This window comes from Peribacillus sp. P4_D6 (genome assembly GCF_056401795.1).
On the sequence record NZ_JBFUIQ010000061.1, the window covers coordinates 1 to 23,844 of the forward strand.

Consider the following 23,844-nt stretch of genomic DNA (forward strand, 5'->3'; position numbering starts at 1 on the left):
CTGCAATGCTTTACGTTCCAAATTCATCGTCATTTGATGTACGCGGAAAGTCGATGTCGATTCAACCTTCACACCATCTTTCGCCTCTAAATTTTCCAAGCTTTCCACTTCCGGACGGAAAACAATATCAGCGTCTCCCGATTCAAGGGCAAGAGACCGTGCATTGGCATCTTCATTAAACGAAAACCTGGCTCTCTCAAGCTTTGCGGCTCCATCCCAGTAAGACTCATATCGGATTAAATCAACAGCCGTACCTGGTATGAATTTCGAAACGGCAAATGGCCCGGTTCCTATCGGCTTGTTTATATAGTCACTTTCCTTCACATCAATAATCGATGTATTTGGATGAACCAATTCAGAAGGAAACTCAGGAAAAGGAACCACCGTCTTAATGGTCAGCGCATTCCCGTCCGCTTCAATCGACTCAATCCGCAAAGCATTCTTGATCGCCGGACTATCTTTCATCGCCCTCTCCAAGGAAGCCTTCACCGCTTTGCCATCCATCGGCTTTCCATTCTGAAACGTCACACCCTCCCTTAACTCAAAATTCCATAATTGACCATCCTTGCTATCCCAGCTCTTCGCCAGCCAAGGTTCGATGGTCAAATCCTTATCATTGAGATGCACCAATGTCTCAGTGATGCCAGCCCTAAGCGACACATAACTAGTATCAACATTCGGATCAAGCGAGCTAGTCGCAAAATTAAAAAGCAAGTTCACTTCCTTCTTCCCTCCCGCTTGATCCTTCGCAGACTCGGTGGAACAAGCAGCCAAAAGAAAGACTGATAAACATACAATAAAAATCAATTTACATTTTCTGAACACGATATATTTCCTCCATTACCTCAACTATTTTTATTGACTGTTTTAAAATCGTATTGATTACGATTTAGGTTGCGGCTTTACCATCATCAAACGACGTAACACATCGCCGAATGCTTATCCGAAATCAAACTATGTAATCCTCCTCGAGAGAAAACATCCATTCACGAGTATTTGTGCTAAACTCACGAGTATTTGCTCCAAATTCACGAGTATTTGCTCTAAACTCACGAGTAAATCCTCCAAATTCACGAGTATTGCTTCAAATTCGTGAGTATTTGCTCTAAACCCTTGATTAACAGCTCTAAATCTCTTGCAATAGGACCAAATTATTAAAAAGTGCACCAAATTCTCTATTTATTGCACGAATCCCCCTTTTTCAATCCATTCTTTCAGTGCTTTTTGTCTAATAAATCAAAATGATTACGATTTATACTTTAAAAATACTCTCTCTTGTCTTGATTGTCTTTCATTATAAAACGTAATGATTACTGTTTACAAGGTTTTTTTGAGTTTTATTATCGGATGCCAGTTCCTTCGATGATTGGCTTTTTGATTAAGTAAAAAACTCCTGAAAAAGGATTTCAGGAGTTCTTCGGCTTTTATTTCAAGTTGTTGTAGTGGTTGATGACTTCTTCGGTGATTTCGCTATTCTCGTCCAATCCGCTAACTTCCTTAAGTGCTGAAGCTACACCGTGTTCTTTGATCATCGTTTGCAGTTTAAGGGCTTCTTCATCTTCGTTAAAATCAAAGAGTAAAGCGGCCGCTATCGCTTTCGCCAGATTAGTATAGGAAAGTCCGGCTTTCTGTGCTTCTATGGCAGGGCGCACGAGACGGTCGTTTGGCCCGAGTTTACGCAGCGGTGAACGTCCGACTCTATTCACCGAGTCATTCAGGTAGGAGTTTTTAAAACGATTAATGATTTTTTCGATATACTGCTGATGCTCACCTGCATCCAAACCGTATTGTTTTATTAAATAGGCACCCGTTTCCCCTAGGGTTTTCTTGACTTGCTCCACAATGCCTGCGTCTTCCAATGACTGGTCAATCGTTGATTTTTTATTTTTGAGATAACCGAGGTAAGCAATGACGGCATGTCCTGTATTAACGGTAAATAGTTTTCTCTCAATGAATGGGGCGAGTTCTTTTACAATGGTCATCCCTTCAACGGCAGGTATGCTTTCCTTCGTTTCAACGACCCATTCATAATAAGGTTCCACCAAAACATCAAGTGATCCTTCGTTATTTTGGATAGGAACGATGCGATCGACTGCTGAGTTAAAGAAGTAGACTTTATCGACTAGTTTTTCCTTTGTGGCTTGATCCAGGTTTTCCAGAATGTAGCCTTCTAAAAGGTCTGTTGCCGATATTTGGTTTTCGCAAGCGATCACATATAGTTTTTCATCGTTTTCCTTCACTCTTGATGCCAATCCTTTTGCAATTAAAGGAGCGATATGAGGCAAAATATTGGGACCGATAGCAGTGGTGAGGTAGGTTGCTTCGGAAATTGCTTTAATGACTTCCTCTTCCTGCTTTAAACTGTTTAATCCCGAAACATTTTTCACAGTGACTGATTCTTGTTGATCAGTGGCCAGTTTGACTTGATATTGCTTTTTATCATTTAACTGATCGATGATTTGATCAGCTATATCTACAAATGTCACATGATATCCAGATTGTGAAAAAAGTGCTCCGATAAATCCTCTTCCAATGTTTCCTGCACCGAAATGTACTGCTTGTTTCATTACAATCATCCCTTTATCAAGTTAGTATATAAATAATCCAAAAATATGGCTTCCAGCCTTCTTCTAATCATTTCTTCGTCCGAAGATGAAAAAATCATGATGGATTCATTGCTTTCAATTAAGCTTGAACTTATTAAGCTGACGATTTCCTGCTGCTTCACACTCAATTCTTCAGGTGCCAGCATCAGCAGTAAATTTTTCATATGGACGTCATTGCCGTCCATACCTTTGACGAGACGATATTCCTCTAGGTGAGCCACCTGGAATATCAGTTCTTTTACATTCTTATGTCTCGTATGGAAAAGGCCCATCCCCGTGCCCGGAATGCCTAAACCGCCCTTTTTTTCCCGTTCCTTCAAGGATCCGACCACATCATCCGCACCCATTAGCAGTTCTTCCGTTTCAGCCATCCTCACCATTTCTTCGATGATTTCTGGATGTTCTTTCAGATGCGGCAGCCGATAAAACCGGAAATTATCCATGATCGACTCGATGCTCTGCTGGGCATCTTTCAATTCCTGCAGCAATTCTTTCAGTTCGCCATCGTCTTTTTTGGTCACGGTATCCTTATCGGCTGACTGAATGCCATAACGCTTATTCTTCGTGAAGTTTTCGATATTCTTCCTTAAATAATTCCTGATGTTCAAAATATTCTCTTCACTCAAAAGAGGGGATACAAGGATATAATCACTATCGATATACGGAAGCCGGACGGTAGAAATGATCACATCATAGTTTTTCAGGCTGCTCTGCTGCTGGATGTCTTTGATGGTCTTGATTTCTACAGTCTCGATTTCGATGATTTCCTTTTTGATCCGGCTTGCAAGCATCTTCGACGTACCGATACCTGTCGGGCAGACGATGAGTGCCCTTATTGATATTTCTTCCTCCCGCAGCACTAATGCAGATCCGAAATGAAGGACGATGAAGGCTATTTCATCTTCAGGAAATTCTTTTATTTCTTTGAATCCCTTTTCCAGACTGGTCTTCACTGCCAAAAAGAGAACCGGATACTTTCGCTTAATATCTTCGGTTAAGGGGTTGTACAATCCCATTTCCTGTTTGATCCGGAAAAGCGATGGTTCCATATGGGCGAGGAGCCCCTGATACAATGGGAAATCCTTGGTCAAATCGATTTGCAGTTGTGCCGAAACATCTTTTATCAGGTTTCTTATCAGCTGGCCAAGCAATACACTGTCATAGGGAACGGCATCCGCCGCATGAAGCTTGGAGCCTTTAAGGATGGCTGCAAGGTAGCTTATATCATCGATGGTAAAAGAGACTTCCAGCATGGCGCTGAGTTCCTTGCCTATTTTATTCATGAGATTAGTCTCATCGGAAAGTTCGCTTATTTTATTGAAATCCTTCTCCAAAAAATATTGGCTTTCATTCCTTTGCAGGGTTACATAAATATGTACAATTAACCCTATATACCCGCTATCCGCCAATCGGGAGTGGGCACTGTTAAAAGTTGAGTTCAGCACCCCGTCGATAGCCAGAAGATACTCGGGATCGAAATAGTCGAGGATTTTCGCTTCTGGAAATTTCCCTTCTTGCAGCAAAAATAAACTTTCAATCAGCTCTTCATTAAAGAAGTGCAAGAAATAGGCTGCCTGGGCTTTCCGTTTATTTTCTTCGGTGCCGGCAAGCTCTATTCCGACTCCCCTTTTTCTGGTAATCACGATATTAAAATTCTTTAACCATTCGGTCAGTTCGTCCAAATAGGTTGTAAGAGTAGTAATGCTTATACCGAGATCCCCCGCAAGAACTTGGGTTTTATATGATTCTTCCTGCAGTAAAGCTAAAAGAAGATGCAGTTTTCTTTCTTGTGGCGTTTGATCGATCGGATGATTGCCCATCAGGTGCTGTACAAGCCGAAAGACTTGTTCATTCTTCCCGTCGATGGACAGTCCCTCATGTGTATTGCGTGTTAAATGCAACTCGAAGGATTGCAGGATTTTTTCTATGGACTTCAGATCGCGTTGAACCGTCCGGACACTAACATTCAATTGTGTCGCAATGGATAAGGCTGTATGTTTTCCTGAAGTTTTTATGATCAATTCTATGATTGATTTTTCCCTTGAAGTAATATACATGCTACCAACTCATTTCTGGTGGAGTAACACGAGAAAATACTGAATAGAAAAGCGTATWACGCTTTTCTATTCTTGGTTAAGAGTATTTAATTATTTTCTACATTTATAATATCCATCAATTCCCTGGCTGATGTGGCTTTAACCATCTTTTCAATATTCTCCATGTCAGAGCATGTAACTGCAATGCCAGATAGAATTTCTAGATGTGTCCCGTCCTTGCCGGCAATGCCGAATATCAATCGTGCCTTTTGGCCGTCAAAGTCGACACCATCAGGAATTTGTAAAACGGTAAATCCGGATTTAAGGACATCTTTCTTAGCTTCCTCGGTTCCGTGCGGAATGGCTACATCGTTCCCCATATAGGTTGAAGTCAATTCATCACGGGCTATCATCGCTTCAATATAGCTTTCCTTAACGTAACCTGCATTGACCAAAGCTCTTCCCGCAAAGCGGATCGCTTCTTCCTTATTGGCGAATTGTTGATTAAGGAAGACATTTTCTTCACGAAGCAATTCATTACCTTCCGGCTCATCCTCGTCGATGCCAGGTTCGATTGAATGTTCACGAACACCGGGAACCTTCTCTTCAGCATCTTCGACGATTTCATGTAGCTCATCTGTACCGTCATCCTGAAGCCGTGCAAGCAATGAATCGTATTCAGGGCTCGATAGGAAATTATCGACGGATACATGATAGGCATTCGGAACTTTATTCTGTGCCCTTGGAGTTAACTCCTCCTGTGTAATGACGATTTGTGCATCAGCAGGAATGTTTGAGATCGCCGTATTTGTAACAGTGATATTCAATCCGGCTTCCTTCACCTTCTTGCGAAGCAGCGAAGCCCCCATCGCACTTGATCCCATTCCGGCATCACAGGCAAAAATTATTTTGCTGACGTTTGTTGGCATCGTTCCCGGCTCTGAAGCGAATACATCGGCAACAGAGCTTTTCTTGCCTTTCATTTCTTGCATTTTTTTCGCGGCATCTTCAATATTTTCTTCAGATTGCTTTCCTGTTTTCAGGATGAATGCACCGACGATGAATGAAACAAGGGCGGCTACGATGACGCCTGCAAAGTTAGCAATATATGCACCTGCATTATGCGGAGTTACCGCTGTAATGGCAAGTATGCTGCCTGGAGAAGCTGGAGCGAACAATCCTCCGCCCAGTAGGACCAAAGTGAAAACTCCACTCATGCCACCAAGAATGACGGCTAAGAATAACATCGGCTTCATTAGGATATAAGGGAAATAAATTTCATGGATCCCGCCGAAGAAATGAATGATGGCAGCTCCTGGCGCCGATTTCTTCGCCGTTCCCTTTCCAAAAAAGCAATAAGCAAGGAGTACGCCGATACCTGGTCCTGGATTCGATTCCAGAAGGAACAGGATGGAAGCCCCTGTTTGTTTGACTTGCTCTACACCAATTGGTGATAGTACACCATGATTGATGGCATTGTTCAAGAACAAGACCTTGGCAGGCTCGATCAGGATACTTGTCAACGGCAGTAAACCTGTACCGACAAGCCAATCGACTCCTGCTACAAGCCAGCCTGTAAATACGTCAACAGCAGGCCCGATGGCCAAGAAGGATAGAATGGACAATAAGCCGCCAATAATCCCCGCCGAAAAATTATTAACAAGCATTTCAAAACCGGCTTTTATTTTCCCTTCAATCAATTGATCGAATTTCTTGATGACATAACCGCCGAACGGTCCCATTATCATGGCTCCAAGGAACATCGGGATGTCAGATCCGACGATGACGCCCATTGTCGCAATGGCACCGACTACGCCTCCGCGGTGGTCATGGATTAGCTTACCGCCCGTATACCCAATTAAAAGCGGCAATAAAAACGTAACCATCGGTGTAACCATTTTGGCAAGGCTTTCATTTGGCAGGAAACCAGATGGGATGAATAGGGCAGTGATTAGCCCCCATGCTATGAAAGCTGATATATTCGGCATGACCATTGAACTTAGAAAGTTACCGAACTTTTGAACTGCAACTTTTATATTAAAGTGAGCCATTTTTGCTCTCTTCCCTTCTTATTAATATTGTTTTCTTTAATCTTAAGGTACGTACATCCCTCATTCAATAAAAGAAAAAGCTAACTTTGTCGCGAAAGAGAAGACAAACATAATGTATCTCACTTTTCCAGATTTATTCAGCGCTTGATGCAGACAGAAAAGAGTCCCGTTCGCATCGTGGCGAACGGGACTCTTTAAAGCTTTATAGCGGGATGATTCCCAATAGGACACAAACCACTATCATGACAAGCGTCGATCCGCATGCCCATTTCAGGAAAGTGCGCTGCAAGGCACCGAAATCTTCCCCTACCATTCCAACCAATAGATAGGTAGATGGAACAAGCGGGCTTAATAGATGGACGGGAAGCCCCAATAGTGAAGCTCTGCCGATCAGGGCAGGGTCAATTCCATAAGCAGCTCCCGCTTTAGCAAGTAATGGGAGAACCCCATAATAAAATGCGTCATTAGACATGAAGAACGTAAATGGTGCTGAGATGATGGCTGTAATGACAGCAAAATGTGCGCCCATTTGATCTGGAATATGCTGAATCAAAGAGTTTGCCATGGCATCGACCATCTCCGTGCCGGCAAGGATCCCAGTGAAAACACCTGCTGCAAAAATCATCGAAATGACGGATAAAGCATTGTCCGCATAGTTTGCTACACGTTCTTTCTGATCACTGAGTTTCGGATAGTTTACCGTAATGGCAATCGCGAAACCTACCATGAACAGAACCGCTGAAGGCATAAGTTCCATGATCAGCGCAACCAGCAGTGTAAGAGTCAATGCGTAATTGAATATGATCATTTTAGGCCGTTTTAGATAAGCATCTTCCGTTGCAGCCGCGTGCTGTGCCACAGCATGATAATCGACCTCAATGATCCCGATTCTCTTTCTTTCTTTTTTACCCAGGCAGTATGCCATGAAAAGGACGAATAGGACTCCGCCAATCATCGCTGGAATGACGGGTGTGAACACATCGGACATTTCAAGTTTTAAAGCGGTCATCACTCGTGCTGTAGGGCCTCCCCAAGGAAGAAGGTTCATGACTCCAGATGACGAAACGGCAATGCCGGCCAATACTAGCGGTCTCATTCCAATCCGTTTATATAGCGGAAGCATGGCTGAAATCGTTATCATATATGTGGTCGTTCCATCTCCATCCAAGGAAATCAGCAAGGCCAAGACTGCCGTGCCGATGGCAATTTTCACCGGATCTCCTTTTACAACCTTAAGAATCGTATTGATGATCGGGTCAAAAACCCCAGCATCAATCAAAATGCCAAAGAAAAGGATCGCAAATAAAATCATGATTCCCGTTGGCGCAACGTCTTTGATCCCTTCCAGCGCCATCTCACCCATTTTACCGCCAAACCCGCCAATAAGTGCAAAGGCACTTGGTACTGCAATCAAAGCTATCATGGCTGAAAGTCGCCCTGTCATAATTAAAATCATAAACACTACTATCATCAAGTATCCTAATAAAGCGAGCATATCTATCACTCCTATCTTCTAATAAGATAAAGTGTATATGAAACCGCTTCATTTGTAAGCRTTCTCAATTTATTGTTTTTTAAAATTATTTTGTTAATTGTGTTCATTGTGTTCACGGAAGCGTTTTTTCGAGGAGGAACCGAACGCCATTCCCCGGGTTGAATGGCGCGTTCTCTAAGGAAATAAGCGAATATTCAAGCAAATGTTCCGCACATTTATTCTTCAAATGATAAATTTTCCGGTCCGTCCAAAAGGTCACAGCCGTAATCTATATTGGTCGTTGGTGTATCGATACTGACTTCCTCGAATTCCAGTTCATCGATCCATACTTGGCCGCGCCCTGAAAGAAGGACCCCGAATGAAATGATGGCACTGTTTTCGGGCACATCCAGGATAATATAATAATGGTTCCATTCCGTATCGTTGACGATGGGCCGATTCCCCATATTGTCGAATTGCAAAACATCCTGGAGCGCATTATCCACCCTCATCCATAAACCACAAAATCCATCAACACCTTTTGATTTTAAAAAACCCGACAGTTTCATTCTTTTACCAAGGTAATTTTCCGCCTTGAATTGCTGCATCATCGTAGCAAATTCCTCCTTGGATTCGGCAGTGACGGATTTCAGGAATCCTGATGCCTGGCCTTTATGGAATGTCTCCCGGTCAATTCCCATTTGATAATTGAATGGATGACTCCCGCTTAAATTCCAGCCTTTTAATAATTGTTCGTTTTTCATCGTCATTTCCTCCTTTTGCAAGGTTAGTTTACTTACGAGTTTCCGATATTGCCCTGGCGGCAGGTCATAATATTTCTTGAATGAACGAGTAAAGGATTCCTGTGTTTCAAAGCGGTAATATAAAGCAATATCGATTATTTTTTCATCGGTATAAAGCAGCATGTTAGCTGCATTGGCAATTCTTCGATATCGAATATATTCCGATACGGTCACACCAACCTCCTTGTGAAAAATACGATGATAATGAAACTTCGAAAAACCTGCGAACCTTGCGATGTTCTCCAAGGATAATTCGTCTTGTAAGCTATTCTCTATATATTCAATCGTTTTTTGGATGATGGGGCTATATCTCATTTCCGAGCCTCCTTAAGAAAAGGATAACAGATTAACATATCGGTTTTTTGACATATATTGCTTTTTTCATAATCCTTCAAACGATGCATCATAAAAAAAGGCACTTTTCGTAAAGATTGTTGTTTTTAAAACGAAACTATTTAAGGTTGATTGGAGCGGAAGTGCGAGACTCCTGCGGGAGCGGCGGGACAGGTGAGAAACCACAGGCGTTTACGCCGAGGAGGCTCACCGCCCGCACCAAGGAAAGCGAGCATCTGGAGGGGAAATCAACCACAACTCACTACCTGGTAAATAGCAACAAAGTATGTGATAACAGCCTAAAAAAGACACCTTCAATCTTGAAGGTGTCTCTCACTTAATTCTATTGAATTTTATAATATCTTCGCTCAGGTCTCCCCACTACCCCATATACGACTTCCGCTTTACATTTCTTAACGGATATCAAGTATTCCAGGTATCGTCTCGCGGTTGTCCTGGAAGCACCGATCTGTCCGCTCACTTGCTCAGCCGACAAACCGATATCGCTTCCTTCGAGTACCTCGATCACCTTCGCCAAAGTGATTTCGTCGACCCCTTTCGGCAGGGCCTGTCCATCGTTCGATTCCGATACGGATGAACCCTTTTTCAAAATGAGATCCACAAAATCCTGGTCTATCTCTTGTTGGGATTTCATCAGATGGACTTTCTTCAGATACTCTTCGATAACTTGGTTGAAACGCTTCATCTCCACTGGTTTAATTAAATAATTCTCAACACCATAGTGAAGCGCCTTTTCCAGCTGTTCTTTATCCGTTGCCGCGGTAATCATGATGATATCCACATTCGGGAATTTTTTCCGTATGTCCGGAAGGAGGTCTGTACCAAGCTGATCTGGCATATAAACATCAAGCAAAAGCAAATCCGGGCTTTTTTGTTCCAAAATCCGAAGCGTTTTTTTGGCATTGACAGCTTTTCCGACCACTTCTATTTCATCAAAGTTTTTCAAGAATTTTTCATGGATATCCGCTACACGAAAATCATCCTCTGCAATGACTGATCTTATCTTCAGCATTCTTTCCCTCCTCGCTGTTCTTTAGGAAGATAAACGGTGAATATGGTGTTCCCATCTTCGCTTTGAACTTCGATGATTCCGCCGAGCTCTTTTACGACATGATCAGCATTCRAAAGTCCATAACCACTCGGACTTCCGCTGTTTTTCGAAGTGAAACCCMTATCGAAAATATGGGCGATGGCATCCTCAGGTATTCCTTTTCCGTTATCACTCACTTCAAATACCATATCATTTCCGATATCTGTGGCGAAAAATTTCACGAGCGGCTCCTCCATGCTTGAAACCGCTTCAAGTGCATTATCGATAATGTTTCCTAGAATCAATGTTAGTTGTGACAGTTTTATATGATCCGGCAGTTTCTCCAGGTAACTTTGTGCATCTATTTCGAAGATGATCTTCTTCTCCGATGCTTTCCCGATCTTGCCAAGTAACAGGGCTTGTACCTTTGTATCCTTTATCTGTTCGAACACGACACGGTTCAGGGAATGCAATTCGGATGTTTCGCTTTGAATCATATCGATTGCTTCATCGTATTCCCCTAATTGTATCAAACCTGAAAGGACGTATAGTTTATTGGTGAATTCATGGGTTTGTGCCCTTAAATCCTCTGAATGCATCTTCACTTCCGATAGTGTGTTGACCATTTCCTCAATTTCCGTTCGATCACGGAACGAAGCGACAACACCGCTTACCCCTTCACTATCGAAAATCGGCGTACAATTGACGATAACGGATTTGTCTTCCCATGAAATCTCCTTATCCACTTGCGGTTCACCGGACTTTAGCACCTCGAATAAATATTTCGAAGGAAAAAGGCCATCGACGTTCAAATGGCGAACGGACTCTTTAATATCCAGCAATTTTTTTGCCGGCTGATTCATCGAGGTAATCAGCCCATTTTGGTCAATGGCCAGAATCCCTTCTTTCACCGATTGAAGCACTGCATTTTTTTCTTTATATAAATTGGCGATTTCAAATGGTTCCAGCCCCAGTGTATCTTTACGTATGCTCCTTGCCAGCATATAACTGCCAATGATCGAGATCATGATGGCCACTAAAGATACAATCATCTCCTTGGACAAATCCTTGAAAATTTGGGCGCGGACATCGTCCACCAAAAAACCGACGGAGACGATTCCAATTATTTTTCCATCCTCATTGAATACCGGTGACTTCCCCCGAATGGAAAGACCGAGTGATCCTGCCGCTTCGGAGACATAATATTCGCCTTCCTGAATGGCCCTGCTATTATCCCCGCCTTMCATCCGCTTCCCAATTTCGGAAGCCAGCGGATGGGAATAGCGAATTCCCTCTGCATTCCCCACAACGATGAACTCAGCACCTGTTTCCCTGCGGATCTTTTCGGCAATCGGCTGGATGATGCCAGCGGGATCATCCGTCTCAAAAGCCTCTGTAACGGTAGGCATGAAGCTAATCGTCTTTGAAAGCTCCAACGCCAATTGACCTTTATCCTTCGCTATTTGCCTTCCTTCCATATAGGAAAAAGTAGTCGTCAATAACAGGATCAAAAACAGGCTCAACGATAAGACTAACCCGAGAATCTTGGTTTCCAGCGATACTTTCCTCATATTCAACAGCATCCTCTATTTTCATTTTCATTCACTAATTTTTATAGGAGCATAATGATTTTACCATTTCTATTAAATATTGAACATTGTTGGCCGTTTATTTAGCCACATTCAAAAATGAAAGGATTTAAGCAACAAAACAAGGTATAATTTAACAAAAAAGGAAGTGCTGAATTGAATCCTTTTCAAATGATTTATATGATCATCCTCACCCTTTTGCTGATTTATGATTTTTTCCCAGTCTTCTTTCTTTCTGATATCATTTCACCTGAGGTGCTTCTTGGCGTTATGATAGGATTATTTCTCAGTATCCTATTTAAGAAAGATCGTCACGCCGATCATGGTGCGAAGTTCAAGGAGCAGTTGTTTTCCACCTTGTATCTCCTTTCCTTAGTCGGAATGTTGACCGCTTTAGGGGGACGATCAACGATAGGCATTTCTCTTAATAATGTTTTTCTTTGGATAGTGCTGCTTCTGTCTTGCTACCATACCTTTTCGTATTGGAAGAAAGCAAAACAATCAGAAACATAAAATGCTCAAAGGAAACATTTCCTTTGAGCATTTTTTCAAAAACAGGTAAATGAATTGATTTGTCTTGTATCGATGCCAAAAATCGTCCAGAACCTGCCATTCCACCTGAAGCCGGCAACAGAACGCGGACCGACGAAGATGGGGTAATACCAGAAACGCGCACCATTGTTTAGTTATATAAAAACAGACAAAACGAAATCGCACCCGGATCTATCGCAAATGCTTAAATCGACGTTATTTGCAGTTTTATCTCGACGTAATTTATAGTTTTATCTCCGAATATGGAGATATATCAACGAATTCTACTGTTTATCTCCGAATATGGAGATATATCAACGAATTCTACTGTTTATCTCCGAATATGGACATATATCGACGAAATTTATTGTTTTATCTCCGAATATAGAGATATATCGTCGTAATTTATAGTTTTATCTCCGAATATGGAGATATATCAACGAAATTTATTGTTTTATCTCCGAATATAGAGATATATCAACGAATTCTACTGTTTATCTCCGAATAGAGATATATCGACGTTACCTGCAGTTTTATCCCGGGATTCAATATAGCAATCTCCATAAATAGAAGGTTGCATAGGATTCCCAATCAGCCCACGCTTCCGATAGTTTCAGGATTTCCGCTTTCGTTGGTTTTGCTTCTGTTTGCATGAGCAGTTTCATGGAATTATGCAGCCCGACGTCATCGATGGGAAAGGCTGCTGGAAAACGCAAACAGCGCATCAAGACATAGTTCGCTGTCCACGGACCGATTCCCCGTATGTTGGTCAGCATTTTTTCAGCCTCTTTTACATCCTTTGCATTCAACAGCTTTTCTTTAGTAAGTTCCCCTTCTGCAATCAGTTGAGCAACACCTATTAAATATTCACACTTCTTTACCGTCATCCTCAAATCGGCAAAATCTTCGACGGTCAATTTCGCGATTGCATCAGGTGTCGGAAACAGCCAATATTGCTTTCCTTGAAATTCAACATATTCACCAAATCCCTCCACAAGCCTCCGTTTCAAGGTATAGGCATAAGTCAAGTTAATCTGCTGACCAAGTATTCCCCAGGCAATCGCTTCAAATAAATCAGGGATGCCCATATTTCTCAAGCCGAAGAATTGGCTTACCGGCTTTTGCAATAAAGGGTCCTTTTGGGCCAATTCATAAAAAGGAAGCAGATTTGTCTCAAGATCGAACCAGTGACGAACGTATTGGCAAACAGCATCCTTTACCTGATTATCCACCGGTGCAGTTCGTCCTGGGAAACGGACGGTCAGCTCCGTTTCATTCATCGCACTGATTTCTACTAAAAGCGTCTCGTTTTCGACAACAAGTGCTCGATAAATTTTTTGATCAACAATATCGAACAGACATTCATTGGAGGATCTTGATAAGTATTTAAGATTTTCCGAAAAACGAAACTCTTTTGGTGCATGGATCCTCAATTCCATCATGCCTTCATCATTTGATATTGACTCTTTCATCCTGCTCCCTCCTTTAGCTTTATTCTAATGAGAAACCGATACGTTATCTTGCTCTTTCATTGAACTCCCTAATTTTAACAAAATTTATTGAACAATTACGTTATCTTGCTTTTATATTATCAAAATGTTTGTATATCAACCCTTTCTTGTATACTAAATGGAGAGGTGAATGTAGTGAATCCGAAAAAAGCAGATTTCCCGAATGAATATTGGAAAGCTATTATAGATTGTGATGCAGCATATGATGATCATTTTTTATACGGGGTAATTACGACAGGCATCTTTTGCAGGCCCTCCTGTAAATCAAGGGTGCCTAATAAGGAAAACGTGAAGATCTTCAAAAATGCCATGATGGCTTTGGAAGAGGAGTTCCGGCCTTGTAAACGATGTAAACCGGAAGGACTGAATGTGCCGACAGAAGAATGGGTTGAACAAATAGCCGAATGGATCGACACCCATTACAGCGAACCCCTCACTTTGAACAAATTGGCGGATATTTCCCACGGCAGCCCGTATCATTTACAACGAACATTCAAGCGAGTGAAGGGAATATCGCCCACTGAATACATTCAGCGGCTTCGCCTTGAAAAAGCGGCGAGGCTGCTGGAAACCTCCGAACTGCCTATAACTGAAATAGGCTTCGCTGCCGGGTTCTCCAGTACACCCTATTTCATGACGTTATTCAAAAGGAAAATGGGGAATACCCCTTCAGGATATAGGAATGCTTATCTCAAAACTCAAGCTTTGGAGCGTGAAGAAAATGAAGAATGATAAAAAACAAACCATTGAATGGGCCATATTGCATTATGATAAGTGGCAATTATATGTGGCCAGGACGGAAAAAGGGCTTTGCTATGTAGGCTCTCCCGGTCAAACGTATGAAGAACTGAAGTCCATGATGCAAAAACGCTTTCCAAATGCGAACCTTGTTGAAAATGAAAAAGCATTAAATCCCTATCTAAAAGAACTACAAGAATATTTCGAAGGAACCAGGCAGACTTTCTCCCTTCCCGCAGATGTAAAAGGTACGCCCTTTCAACAAGAAATTTGGGCAGCGCTGAATCAAATACCCTATGGACAAACCTGTTCCTATTCCGATATTGCCCAAATCATCCAAAGACCTGCAGCTGTTCGGGCGGTTGGTACGGCCATTGGCGCCAACCCAATTCTGATCACGGTGCCATGTCACCGGGTTATCGGAAAAAACGGGGCCATTACCGGCTACCGTGGAGGTACGGAGATGAAACGATATCTACTTCAATTGGAAGCACAATCTGACCGCAAAAAAAGCATCCGGCTATAAGGATGCTTTTTTTGCGTTTTTTGTTTTTAGTACCAAATAGTCACCGCTTTATTATAGGCATCACTATTTGGAATCGCATGGATCCCTTGGGCCTGTGCTTTGCGCGGGTCATAATCATATACCATTGGTGTATAGCATGAGGTCTGCCCGATATTCACAACACCATTGCCCCCGGAACTTGAGCATGTATAGGCCTTACCATCAGTACTTCGGACGATTCTGGCATCCGCTTCATGATTGTATACGGCGGGGCGTGTTACGGTCACTTTTGCCCAGGCGGTTTTACACACAGTGCTGTATTTCAATTCTACGTATGAATTGGAATCGATCCATTTTTTATCCTTCGTTACCGCCGAATTTGCACAACTATTATAGTATGGACTTTTTCCATCATAGGTGTGTGTTTCGGCCAGTGCTTGATTTTTTCCAAATCCAAAGTCGAAAATAAACATCGACAGTGTCATCACCATGGATAAACCTATCATTTTAAGCTTTTTATTCAATTCATTCATCCTTTCTTTGCAAAAATATAGATGAAGGTTTTTCTTTTTTCATTAATACCAGTCGGTTTCACCTGCTGTATATGGCCAAAAGGCTACCGCTTTTGCTTTACGCGGATCTAAATCATATACCATCGGTGTATAGCATGACGTTTGACCTTTATTTATTTCACCATTTCCTCCGGGAGATGCACAGCTGAATTGTTTATTATCAGTATTGCGGACAACCAATGCCGTTGCCTCACCATCTGCTTTAGCCGGTCTGCTTAGAGTGATCTTCGCCCAGGCGGTTTTACAGACAGTGCTGAATTTCAACTCCAAATTGGCAGAACCGCCATTGGCATAAATTTTCACCGACTTCTTCGTGACAGCGCTATTCGCACAACTATTATAGTAAGGACTTTTTCCATCATAGGTGTGTGTTTCGGCTGAAGCTTTGTTCGCAAAAGAATCAAGGGAGCCAAAAAGGACTAAAGAAGCTACAAAAAATGAAATGCATAAAACCATTTTTTTCATTATTTCACTCATCCCCTTAACAAAATTTATACACTGTTCATCTTACAATTTTGTAATATTCTTACAAGTGATAAATTCCCTAGTTCATGAAAAACTACATCCCCGCCTTTACGTTGCAGCCTGGCATCATCATTACAGTCTGGTATGTCTTGCTTTATCAGCTGAATCATCACAGAGACAAAGTCATTATCCCTATGAGCCATTCAGGATAAAATAAGGTAACTAAGAACTTATGCGTATCAAGCTGGGACAAAACGAGCCAATAGGCTGCTGTTGATCGGGAAAGATACAGGTCGATATACTTAATGTTTTTTTCAAGAAAAAAGAAAAGCCCCGACAAAACTCGAATCGTTTTGTCAGGGCTTTAAATTCAATTAGCGAGGTTTTCTCTGATCAATCTAATGATGTTATCATAATAGGAACGATCATGCGGAACGAACTCATTCCGTCCAACAAATCGATCGATCATCATCCTGCGGCCTTCGTGATTCATTTCAAAGCCCTTAATATTCACTTTGTCCTTCGCTTCGGTCCAAAGCTCTTCGAAGTCAGTCAGCACAACCTTCACCATCCCGGAAACCTCTTCTGGCTGCAGGGTGAAATCATCGAAGCTATGTGCACGTTCATATAGAAAGACGTTTGCCAGTTCTTTGTCGATGAAACCTTCTTTCGTTTGATGGTATTCAATAATCCCTAATGGAACCAACTCGTCAAAGGAAACGTCAATGCCTAGCTCTTCTTTAATCTCCCTTACTCCGTCGTATACCGTTTCATGTGCCAGTAAATGGCCGGCAGCCGTAATATCCCATAGATTCGGATAATCTTTTTTCATCGCACAACGATGCTGAAGATATAGGTAATCCACGCCCGCTTCCGAACTTGCGAACCAGCAATGGAAAACCTCATGCCAATGTCCCAATCTATGTACTTCCTCTCGCGAAGCCACACCGGTTTGAATGCGATTGGAATCGAAAACTTTCAACAACTCAGTTTCCATTTGAGCTTCACTCCCAGCCCTTTTTTATAAAAAACAGCTTCAGCCTTTTTCTTTTCTCCAATTTTTCGGGTTTAAATAGCCTTTATATTTAGCGGCCACTTCTTTCCCGACCAAAAGCGCACCTGCCCAAAACATCACTTCCGCAAAGACAATCGCACCTGTTATGACCCCAGCCTTAACCGCAGTCGAAAATGGCGTAAAAGGAGCCGCGACAGGAATGATCCAAGTGAGAAGGGAAATGATAAGGAACCCCATCCCTACTTTGTAAAATCTCGATTTCTTTATTTCCTTACTTTCTTTATCCAATTAAATAACCTCCGTCATGATATTTTCATTTAATTACCCCGCCGAACAAATATACCATTGAATGTATTCTTTTTTTATACGTTTGAATGTTCATTTCGTTTCATAAATTTGAGAAATAAAGATATTCCATTTGAGGAAAACTATTAATGAATTGACTTTGCGATTTTTAATGGATTTAATATTCATATAACACTTGCATGCAGGAAAGGAAAATCCAATGTACATTGAATTCATTGCCACAACGATAGAAGATGCCCTTATAATCGAAGAATCGGGAGCAGACCGAATCGAGCTTGTCAGTTCTTTAGCCGAGGGTGGATTAACTCCAAGCCACGCCCTGATAGAAGCTGTCGTCAATTCAGTGAAGATACCAGTCAACGTGATGGTAAGGCCTCATAGCCAATCTTTTTGCTATACGCAAAAGGATTTGGAAATCATGAAAAAAGATATCCAAATCATTCGATCACTGGGAGCGAACGGGGTCGTATTAGGTGCATTAAATGAAAAAAATGAAATCAATCGACCATACCTCGAAGAACTATTGACCGTATGTGAAGGTTTGGAGATTACATTCCACCGAGCCATCGATGATACGCACGACCCTGTCATTTCAGCTGAAATGCTAGCAAATTATTCAGAAATCACTACGATATTGACCTCAGGCGGGCATGGGGATTTCCCTAGCCGCATGAAAACGATTCAACAAATGAAAAGAGTCTGCGGYGACATAGCCATACTGGTTGGAAGCGGATTGAATAAGGATAATATCCTTTCTATCCATTCCGAACTGCATACCGGTCACTATCATTTCGGTACGGCTGTTCGAAAAAACAACAGTATCATCGAAGGAGTTACATTAGAAAAAGCTAAAGAAATCGTAAACTTGCTAAAGAAATAATGTTGGAAGGGACCATTTAACCGGTCCCTTTTTATGATGCAGAGCTTTTTTTTTGTAAAAAGACCGAATCCCAAAACCAAAAAAACAGTGCCGCTAAAAGGCTGCTTGCATAGTAATTCTTTGTAGTCAAAATATCCATGCTGAAGTCAAAATTAAGCACCGAACTATAAATGAATACGGCCGGCAAAGAGAAAAAAATATAAAGGCAAAAATAGATTACACTGAATTTTTTAGGATGTTTATTGAAAAGGACCTGTACCGGAACAGCAAATAATAAATAAGGGATGACGACATAAAAAGAAAACACGATAATGCCAATCACCCCCCAGGTATCCAGGCTGAATACAACCAATACCGTCGAAAGCGACAGACAGGAAGAAACTAGACTAAAAAAATAATAAGGAATCAAATCGCTTAGCTCCGAAACCTTTTGACTGACTTTCCAAAGTTCCATTTTAACCAATACCTCGCAGTCTACCATAATATAATGGGAATTTTTACATAATCATTATACTATATAAAATAGAGGTGTTTTTATTTGGAGCTATATATCGAATTATTCGTGTTTCTGGCCATCATCTTTATAATCGTCCTTTCCAATAGATTCATACCCTGGTTGGTAAAAGCCGCCATTGTCGTTTATTACTCTGTCATTTCCTATATCTTCATTACCACAAAAAATAAAATTGATGAACGGTATGAAAATATCACTCCTGTGCCTGACGCCTACTGGGATAAAAATTCAGCCTGGGTTGACACGATGACTGGTTATTATTTATGGTCCTTTTTAATCATTCTCCTGTACATTTATTTTAAATGGTTCACAAGTGTGAAAAGTAAGGAAGCGAAGGGATGGGTGCTAATTAGTTTCATTCCATCTTTGGCCGTTTTTTTACTTTCCATATTCATATTCAATTTTTCATACGGGTATAGACCATAGGGGTCGGCTATTGCCATATCCAGCTCCCAAAAAAGAAGGTTGCCGGAGCAGCCTTCCTTCATGTATTTCTCAATCTCGAGATTTAATTTTTGTTAGCATCCGCAAAATGCCCCATCGCATCACACATGAATTTTGCCAATCCTTCACCGTATTGATCGATATTTTTGGTGAAGCGTTGATCGTCCACGTACATTTGACCCAACCCTTTGAAAGCATCCAGCGTGTATGTGCCGAAGTTATTGTTCAAACAATCATACCATTCTTTAATGGCCTCTTGTGCCTCTTCCGACTTAGGCGAAGCATCTCGGATTGCCGCAAGTTTTAAATAGATCTCCGATACAACTTTCTGTGCATCTTTAGACATGCCCGCCACTTTAACCTTCGACTCATCGACAGCTTTATCCCCCCAAAGCTTGCGAGCTTCATCTTCATATGGATTCTGACTGAAGTCAAACCCTTCAAATTTCTCTTTATTCGTCATCTGAATTTCCCCTTTCATATGCTTAATCGATTTATCGACCGTCTTAATCAATTTATCGAGCTGACTGCGTTTCTCCAGTAACATTTTTTGATGTTGCTTTAACGCATCTTGTTTATCAAACGAAGAGCTGTTTACCATTTGTTTTATTTCCTTTAATGGCATGCCAAGTTCCCTGAAAAACAGGATTTGCTGCAACATCTCAAGATTATCATTCGAATAAAGGCGATAACCTGCATCGGTTATTTCCTCCGGCGATAATAACCCGATTTCATCATAATAATGCAGTGTCCGCACACTAATGCCAACCAAATCGGCTAGCTCCTTCACTTTCATTGCCACTGCTTCTTACCTCCTTTCGATATCAATTACATTAAGGTATCACGCAACGTCAGAGTCAAAGGAAAAATGAAAATTTCCCGCCCAAATGTAAAAGACGATCCTTCCTAATGAAGAATCGCTGTGGGAGAGTTCTCTCTTTGTAAAGCTTCGGATTAAAGCCCAATCCAATTTACTTGTCCGCTATTGATGTTCATGCACTATGTAGTAAATTTCCCATTACTCGTAAGTTTTACGCTTTTACTCGCGAGTTTTACGCTTTTACTCGCGAGTTTTACGCTTTTACTCGCGAGTTTGGCACTTTTACTCGTGAATTTGGGCTTTACTCGTGAGTTTCACGCTTTTACTCGCGAGTTTCGCGCTTTTACTCGTGAGTTTTACGCTTTTACTCGTGAGTTTCACGCTTTTACTCGTGAGTTTCGCGCTTTTACTCGTGAATTTCACGCATTTACTCGTAAGTTTCGCGCTTTTACTCGTGAATTTCACGCCTTTACTCGTGAGTTTGGGCTTTACTCATGAATGAAACATTCTTCTACCTCCAATGATCGGGAATGCTTAATGGATGCGGTAATTTTGTCTTCGTGTCGCCTTTAGCCGAGTTAATCTGTGCTTGTGTGATGAAGAAACTGCCGGTGAGATCGGCACCGCTTAAATCAGCGTCCCTAAAGTCTGCACCGATCAAGTCCGTCACTCTCATGTCGGCTTCCCTGAGGTCGGATGCAATAAGCAAAGCCCCTCTTAAGTTCGCTCCCCTAAGGTCTGCACCTCTCAATTTTGCACCGATCAGGTCACTTCCCCTACCTATTTTGTTCGGCTTTTTCTTATTTTTCTTAATTGAAACCTTTGCACGTACCATTTCACTTGTGCGCAGGAGTAAATCGTTAACGATCGTTCTATGAGCTGGTACATTCAGGTCCATGATAGACTTTGGACTTTGTTTAGTGAGATATTCCGTGTCTTCAAAAGCGGCCTGCAATTCTCGGTGAAGAGGTTGGGCATCTTCTAAATTAAGTGCTTCATTTAAGTAGCAAAGCATTTCATGCAGTTGTTGCATAATTRGAAAAACTTCAAACATTTCCTTTGCTGATGCGGGGTTGTCCCTCCAGTCGTTTCCATCATAGGTAAGCTGGGATACCTTTTGACCGGCACCGAAGCATTCATATACCGTGCAGCCCCTAAATCCTTTTGCTCTGAGATTTCCATGGATGCCGCAACGATAATCCGATTGCAGGTTTGAACAAGGTGTACCTCCATCTTTATCAAATGCAAAATCAGCAGATTTTGCATAAGGCAAAGCTACACAGCACAAACCAAAACAATTCTCACAGTCTGCACGTAAATGATTATGGATACTATCGTTATTCGTTACTTGCATTCTTACACTTCCTTCTATAAAACACTGGCTCTGCCTTTTTTAAAATCAAAAGTTTCATACAGTATATTTTTTTGTTTTCATTTTATCAAAAAAACCAATTAATCTATATATTAACAAAATACAAATAAACAAGAAATTTGAAATTAATCATTAGAGGGAAGCAAGTGATTTCCATAATCATGTTATACTTTATTCAAGATTACGGTACTCTAGGGGGTGTAGGCATGTATCCTTTTGGTGGCAGGAAAAATGGGGAGACAAAAAAAGAAATGCAGGATTGCAACTACACGTTGGATACAGAAGGAGAAATGGACGAAATATCTTTTCGGATCGCAGGAGTTCTTCGGTCAACGTCAAAAGAGATCATCTTTTTATGTATTGGCTCAGATAGATCCACCGGAGATTCATTCGGGCCTTTAGTAGGGACGATGCTAAGAGAAAACCAAGTCCCTTATCATGTCTTCGGAACACTCGCAGAACCTGTTCACGCCCTTAATTTGAAAAGTGTTTTGAAAGAAATAAAAAAGCAATTCAAAAATCCCTTTATTTTTGGCATCGATGCTTGTTTGGGCGGTTATCATCAAATCGGTTCTATCATTCTGACAAAAGGCCCTTTTAACCCTGGTGAGGCGATGAATAAATCCTTACCTGAATTGGGTGATTATCACCTAAAGGCCGTCGTAAATTATTTAGATCCCCTTTTGCCCAAACAATCTCTAAATGAAACAAGACTGGATACTGTCATGAATCTGGCGAAGATTACCACAAGAATCATTGTTAAAAGTTTAAAATAATAGGAAAACCCCAATAAAGCCTAAGCTTTTTCGGGGTAAACAATGAAATGCATAGTCTTGAAGGACATTGCTATCATCATGCTAAACCTGGATCATTAAAGTAAATAACTTCTGAAAGAATCTTATTGCCCTGAATATTACAGAAAACGTCCCTTGCTGCTTGTTCTGTTTCAAATTCATACATTACAATATCTCTGCTTTTATAGAGTGTGATGATCCACATTGAAATCCTCCATTATAAAATATCGATTTGCAAATCTGCACGATAGAGTAACCATTCTTTTTACTAAATGACTCCCAAGATTATCGCCGCTATTGTCATGACCGTGACAGTCCCTAATGCCCATTTCACGGCAAACCGCTGTAAATCACCGAAGTCAGTGCCAACTAAACCTATTAGCAAATGTGCTGCAGCTACCAAAGGACTCAATACGTGTATCGGCTGCCCTATTAATGAAGCGCGCCCTATTTCTGCCGCGCTAATTCCATAAGCATCAGCGGCTTGTGCGATAATGGGAAGTACGCCAAAATAGAATGCATTATTTGACATAAAGAAAGTAAAAGGAGCACTGGCAAACGCAACAATAACCGGTAAAAATGGTCCGAAAGATTCCGGGATAAAAGAGACCAACGTAATGGCCATTGCATCAATCATTTTCGTTCCAGACATGATGCCGGTAAAAATCCCGGCTGCAATGACAATTGAAACGACGGCCAATGCATTTTTCGAATGAACGGCGATTCTATCCTGCTGATCTTTCAAATCAGGATAATTGACCAATAACGCGATGGCGAAAGCAATCATGAATAAAATGGTCAAAGACATAAAATCAATGATTAATGATGCCATGAGCACAATCGTTAAAATGAAGTTGAACCAGACCAATTTCGGCCTGCGATAATCACGGGAAACCGTTGTTGCCGCTAACTCGGAATTGGCCTCCGAGTTTGTGTGACTATGCTGGATCTCCACTACGCCCAATCTCTTTCGTTCCCCTTTTCCCAATATAAAAGCCACGACAAGAACCCAAATCAGGCCAAATCCCATGACAGGAATCATTGGCAAGAACAATTCCGATGCGTCAAGGTTCAACGATGCCATCGCCATGGCGGAAGCTCCCCCCCATGGTGTCATATTCATTACACCCATGGATAGCATCGCTACAGTGGCTAATATGATTTTGTTCATGCCCAGACGCTTATAAAGGGGTAAAAGCGCTGAGACAGTAATGATGTAAGTAGTTGTCCCGTCCCCATCCAATGCGACGGTCATTGAGAGAATAGCGGTTCCTACAACTATTTTTAAAGGATCTCCTTTTACTATTTTCAATATTTTAGAAATAAGCGGATCAAATAAACCGGAATCTATCATTATTCCAAAATATAAAATCGCAAACAAAATCATTATGGCAGTTGAAGCTATCCCTTCAACACCCTCCTGCATCATGGGTC

Annotated in this window: 24 protein-coding genes and 1 pseudogene; 6 read left to right on the top strand and 19 right to left on the bottom strand. The window is 41.5% G+C overall.

Annotated elements, in window-relative coordinates:
- The 8 genes from AC1DVB_RS16985 to AC1DVB_RS17020 all read right to left on the bottom strand — a co-directional run.
- Positions 1-825, bottom strand: an 825-nt coding sequence (locus AC1DVB_RS16985; protein WP_477590113.1) for an ABC transporter substrate-binding protein, incomplete at its 3' end; no start/stop codon positions are given.
- 599 nt (positions 826-1,424) lie between these two features.
- Positions 1,425-2,567, bottom strand: a complete 1,143-nt coding sequence (locus AC1DVB_RS16990; protein ID WP_477590115.1) for a mannitol-1-phosphate 5-dehydrogenase — start codon at positions 2,565-2,567, stop codon at positions 1,425-1,427.
- A 5-nt stretch (positions 2,568-2,572) separates the two neighbouring features.
- Positions 2,573-4,663 (bottom strand): BglG family transcription antiterminator, encoded by a 2,091-nt coding sequence (locus tag AC1DVB_RS16995; RefSeq protein ID WP_477590117.1) that lies wholly within the window; start codon positions 4,661-4,663, stop codon positions 2,573-2,575.
- 86 nt (positions 4,664-4,749) lie between these two features.
- Complete coding sequence (locus tag AC1DVB_RS17000) at positions 4,750-6,693, bottom strand: PTS mannitol transporter subunit IICBA (RefSeq protein WP_106026088.1); 1,944 nt, start codon at positions 6,691-6,693, stop codon at positions 4,750-4,752.
- Between the two features lie 202 nt (positions 6,694-6,895).
- On the bottom strand, positions 6,896-8,188 hold the full coding sequence (locus tag AC1DVB_RS17005) for a CitMHS family transporter (protein WP_063575383.1): 1,293 nt from the start codon (positions 8,186-8,188) through the stop codon (positions 6,896-6,898).
- A 215-nt stretch (positions 8,189-8,403) separates the two neighbouring features.
- On the bottom strand, positions 8,404-9,285 hold the full coding sequence (locus AC1DVB_RS17010; RefSeq protein ID WP_477590119.1) for a helix-turn-helix transcriptional regulator: 882 nt from the start codon (positions 9,283-9,285) through the stop codon (positions 8,404-8,406).
- A 361-nt stretch (positions 9,286-9,646) separates the two neighbouring features.
- Complete coding sequence (locus tag AC1DVB_RS17015) at positions 9,647-10,336, bottom strand: response regulator (protein ID WP_477590121.1); 690 nt, start codon at positions 10,334-10,336, stop codon at positions 9,647-9,649.
- The gene (locus tag AC1DVB_RS17020) at positions 10,330-11,925 is read right to left on the bottom strand and encodes an ATP-binding protein (protein WP_477590123.1); all 1,596 of its coding nucleotides are present in this window, start codon (positions 11,923-11,925) and stop codon (positions 10,330-10,332) included. The genes AC1DVB_RS17015 and AC1DVB_RS17020 overlap by 7 nt, the downstream gene beginning before the upstream one ends.
- Positions 11,926-12,099: 174 nt before the next feature.
- Here AC1DVB_RS17020 and AC1DVB_RS17025 point away from each other — a divergent pair, with 174 nt between their 5' ends.
- The gene (locus AC1DVB_RS17025; RefSeq protein ID WP_057276839.1) at positions 12,100-12,456 is read left to right on the top strand and encodes a hypothetical protein; all 357 of its coding nucleotides are present in this window, start codon (positions 12,100-12,102) and stop codon (positions 12,454-12,456) included.
- Between the two features lie 35 nt (positions 12,457-12,491).
- Here the strand turns inward: AC1DVB_RS17025 and AC1DVB_RS17030 are convergent.
- Both AC1DVB_RS17030 and AC1DVB_RS17035 read right to left on the bottom strand, forming a co-directional pair.
- Positions 12,492-12,676: pseudogene (locus tag AC1DVB_RS17030) on the bottom strand (collagen-like protein); the annotation flags it as partial.
- 343 nt (positions 12,677-13,019) lie between these two features.
- Complete coding sequence (locus AC1DVB_RS17035; RefSeq protein WP_477590125.1) at positions 13,020-13,946, bottom strand: DNA-3-methyladenine glycosylase family protein; 927 nt, start codon at positions 13,944-13,946, stop codon at positions 13,020-13,022.
- 174 nt (positions 13,947-14,120) lie between these two features.
- On the opposite strand from AC1DVB_RS17035, the gene AC1DVB_RS17040 reads away from it, so the two are divergent.
- Positions 14,121-14,717: a bifunctional transcriptional activator/DNA repair enzyme AdaA gene (locus AC1DVB_RS17040; protein ID WP_098937267.1), complete on the top strand. Its 597-nt coding sequence runs from the start codon at positions 14,121-14,123 to the stop codon at positions 14,715-14,717.
- Positions 14,707-15,249 carry a methylated-DNA--[protein]-cysteine S-methyltransferase gene (locus AC1DVB_RS17045; protein ID WP_057276841.1) on the top strand — a complete coding sequence of 181 codons (543 nt, stop codon included), beginning with the start codon at positions 14,707-14,709 and terminating at the stop codon, positions 15,247-15,249. The genes AC1DVB_RS17040 and AC1DVB_RS17045 overlap by 11 nt, the downstream gene beginning before the upstream one ends.
- Before the next feature lie 26 nt (positions 15,250-15,275).
- Here AC1DVB_RS17045 and AC1DVB_RS17050 read toward each other — a convergent pair whose 3' ends face one another.
- From AC1DVB_RS17050 to AC1DVB_RS17065, 4 genes are all read right to left on the bottom strand, one after another.
- Positions 15,276-15,719 carry a DUF2690 domain-containing protein gene (locus AC1DVB_RS17050; protein ID WP_377330719.1) on the bottom strand — a complete coding sequence of 148 codons (444 nt, stop codon included), beginning with the start codon at positions 15,717-15,719 and terminating at the stop codon, positions 15,276-15,278.
- Between the two features lie 84 nt (positions 15,720-15,803).
- Positions 15,804-16,265, bottom strand: coding sequence for a DUF2690 domain-containing protein (locus AC1DVB_RS17055; RefSeq protein WP_052137328.1), 462 nt, complete (start codon positions 16,263-16,265; stop codon positions 15,804-15,806).
- A gap of 370 nt (positions 16,266-16,635) precedes the next feature.
- Complete coding sequence (locus AC1DVB_RS17060) at positions 16,636-17,262, bottom strand: NUDIX hydrolase (protein WP_095679155.1); 627 nt, start codon at positions 17,260-17,262, stop codon at positions 16,636-16,638.
- Positions 17,263-17,301: 39 nt separating this feature from the next.
- Positions 17,302-17,568 carry a transporter suffix domain-containing protein gene (locus tag AC1DVB_RS17065; protein ID WP_034309540.1) on the bottom strand — a complete coding sequence of 89 codons (267 nt, stop codon included), beginning with the start codon at positions 17,566-17,568 and terminating at the stop codon, positions 17,302-17,304.
- Positions 17,569-17,785: 217 nt separating this feature from the next.
- On the opposite strand from AC1DVB_RS17065, the gene AC1DVB_RS17070 reads away from it, so the two are divergent.
- A complete protein-coding gene (locus AC1DVB_RS17070; RefSeq protein WP_477590128.1) occupies positions 17,786-18,466 on the top strand; it encodes a copper homeostasis protein CutC in 681 nt (226 codons plus the stop codon).
- 31 nt (positions 18,467-18,497) lie between these two features.
- Here AC1DVB_RS17070 and AC1DVB_RS17075 read toward each other — a convergent pair whose 3' ends face one another.
- Complete coding sequence (locus tag AC1DVB_RS17075) at positions 18,498-18,920, bottom strand: UPF0715 family protein (protein WP_477590130.1); 423 nt, start codon at positions 18,918-18,920, stop codon at positions 18,498-18,500.
- A gap of 84 nt (positions 18,921-19,004) precedes the next feature.
- Here AC1DVB_RS17075 and AC1DVB_RS17080 point away from each other — a divergent pair, with 84 nt between their 5' ends.
- Positions 19,005-19,406, top strand: coding sequence for a hypothetical protein (locus AC1DVB_RS17080; RefSeq protein ID WP_477590132.1), 402 nt, complete (start codon positions 19,005-19,007; stop codon positions 19,404-19,406).
- Positions 19,407-19,488: 82 nt separating this feature from the next.
- Here AC1DVB_RS17080 and AC1DVB_RS17085 read toward each other — a convergent pair whose 3' ends face one another.
- Positions 19,489-20,226 (bottom strand): MerR family transcriptional regulator, encoded by a 738-nt coding sequence (locus AC1DVB_RS17085; RefSeq protein WP_477590134.1) that lies wholly within the window; start codon positions 20,224-20,226, stop codon positions 19,489-19,491.
- A 529-nt stretch (positions 20,227-20,755) separates the two neighbouring features.
- On the bottom strand, positions 20,756-21,598 hold the full coding sequence (locus AC1DVB_RS17090) for a pentapeptide repeat-containing protein (protein WP_477590136.1): 843 nt from the start codon (positions 21,596-21,598) through the stop codon (positions 20,756-20,758).
- 224 nt (positions 21,599-21,822) lie between these two features.
- On the opposite strand from AC1DVB_RS17090, the gene yyaC reads away from it, so the two are divergent.
- Entirely contained in the window at positions 21,823-22,392 is a 570-nt protein-coding gene (gene yyaC, locus AC1DVB_RS17095) for a spore protease YyaC (protein ID WP_477590138.1), read from the top strand.
- A 76-nt stretch (positions 22,393-22,468) separates the two neighbouring features.
- Here the strand turns inward: yyaC and AC1DVB_RS17100 are convergent, their stop codons facing one another.
- Together AC1DVB_RS17100 and AC1DVB_RS17105 are read right to left on the bottom strand one after the other, a co-directional pair.
- Positions 22,469-22,615 (bottom strand): hypothetical protein, encoded by a 147-nt coding sequence (locus AC1DVB_RS17100; protein WP_170946924.1) that lies wholly within the window; start codon positions 22,613-22,615, stop codon positions 22,469-22,471.
- Between the two features lie 63 nt (positions 22,616-22,678).
- Positions 22,679-23,844 (bottom strand): CitMHS family transporter (locus AC1DVB_RS17105; protein ID WP_477590141.1); only part of this gene is annotated, 1,166 nt, incomplete at its 5' end.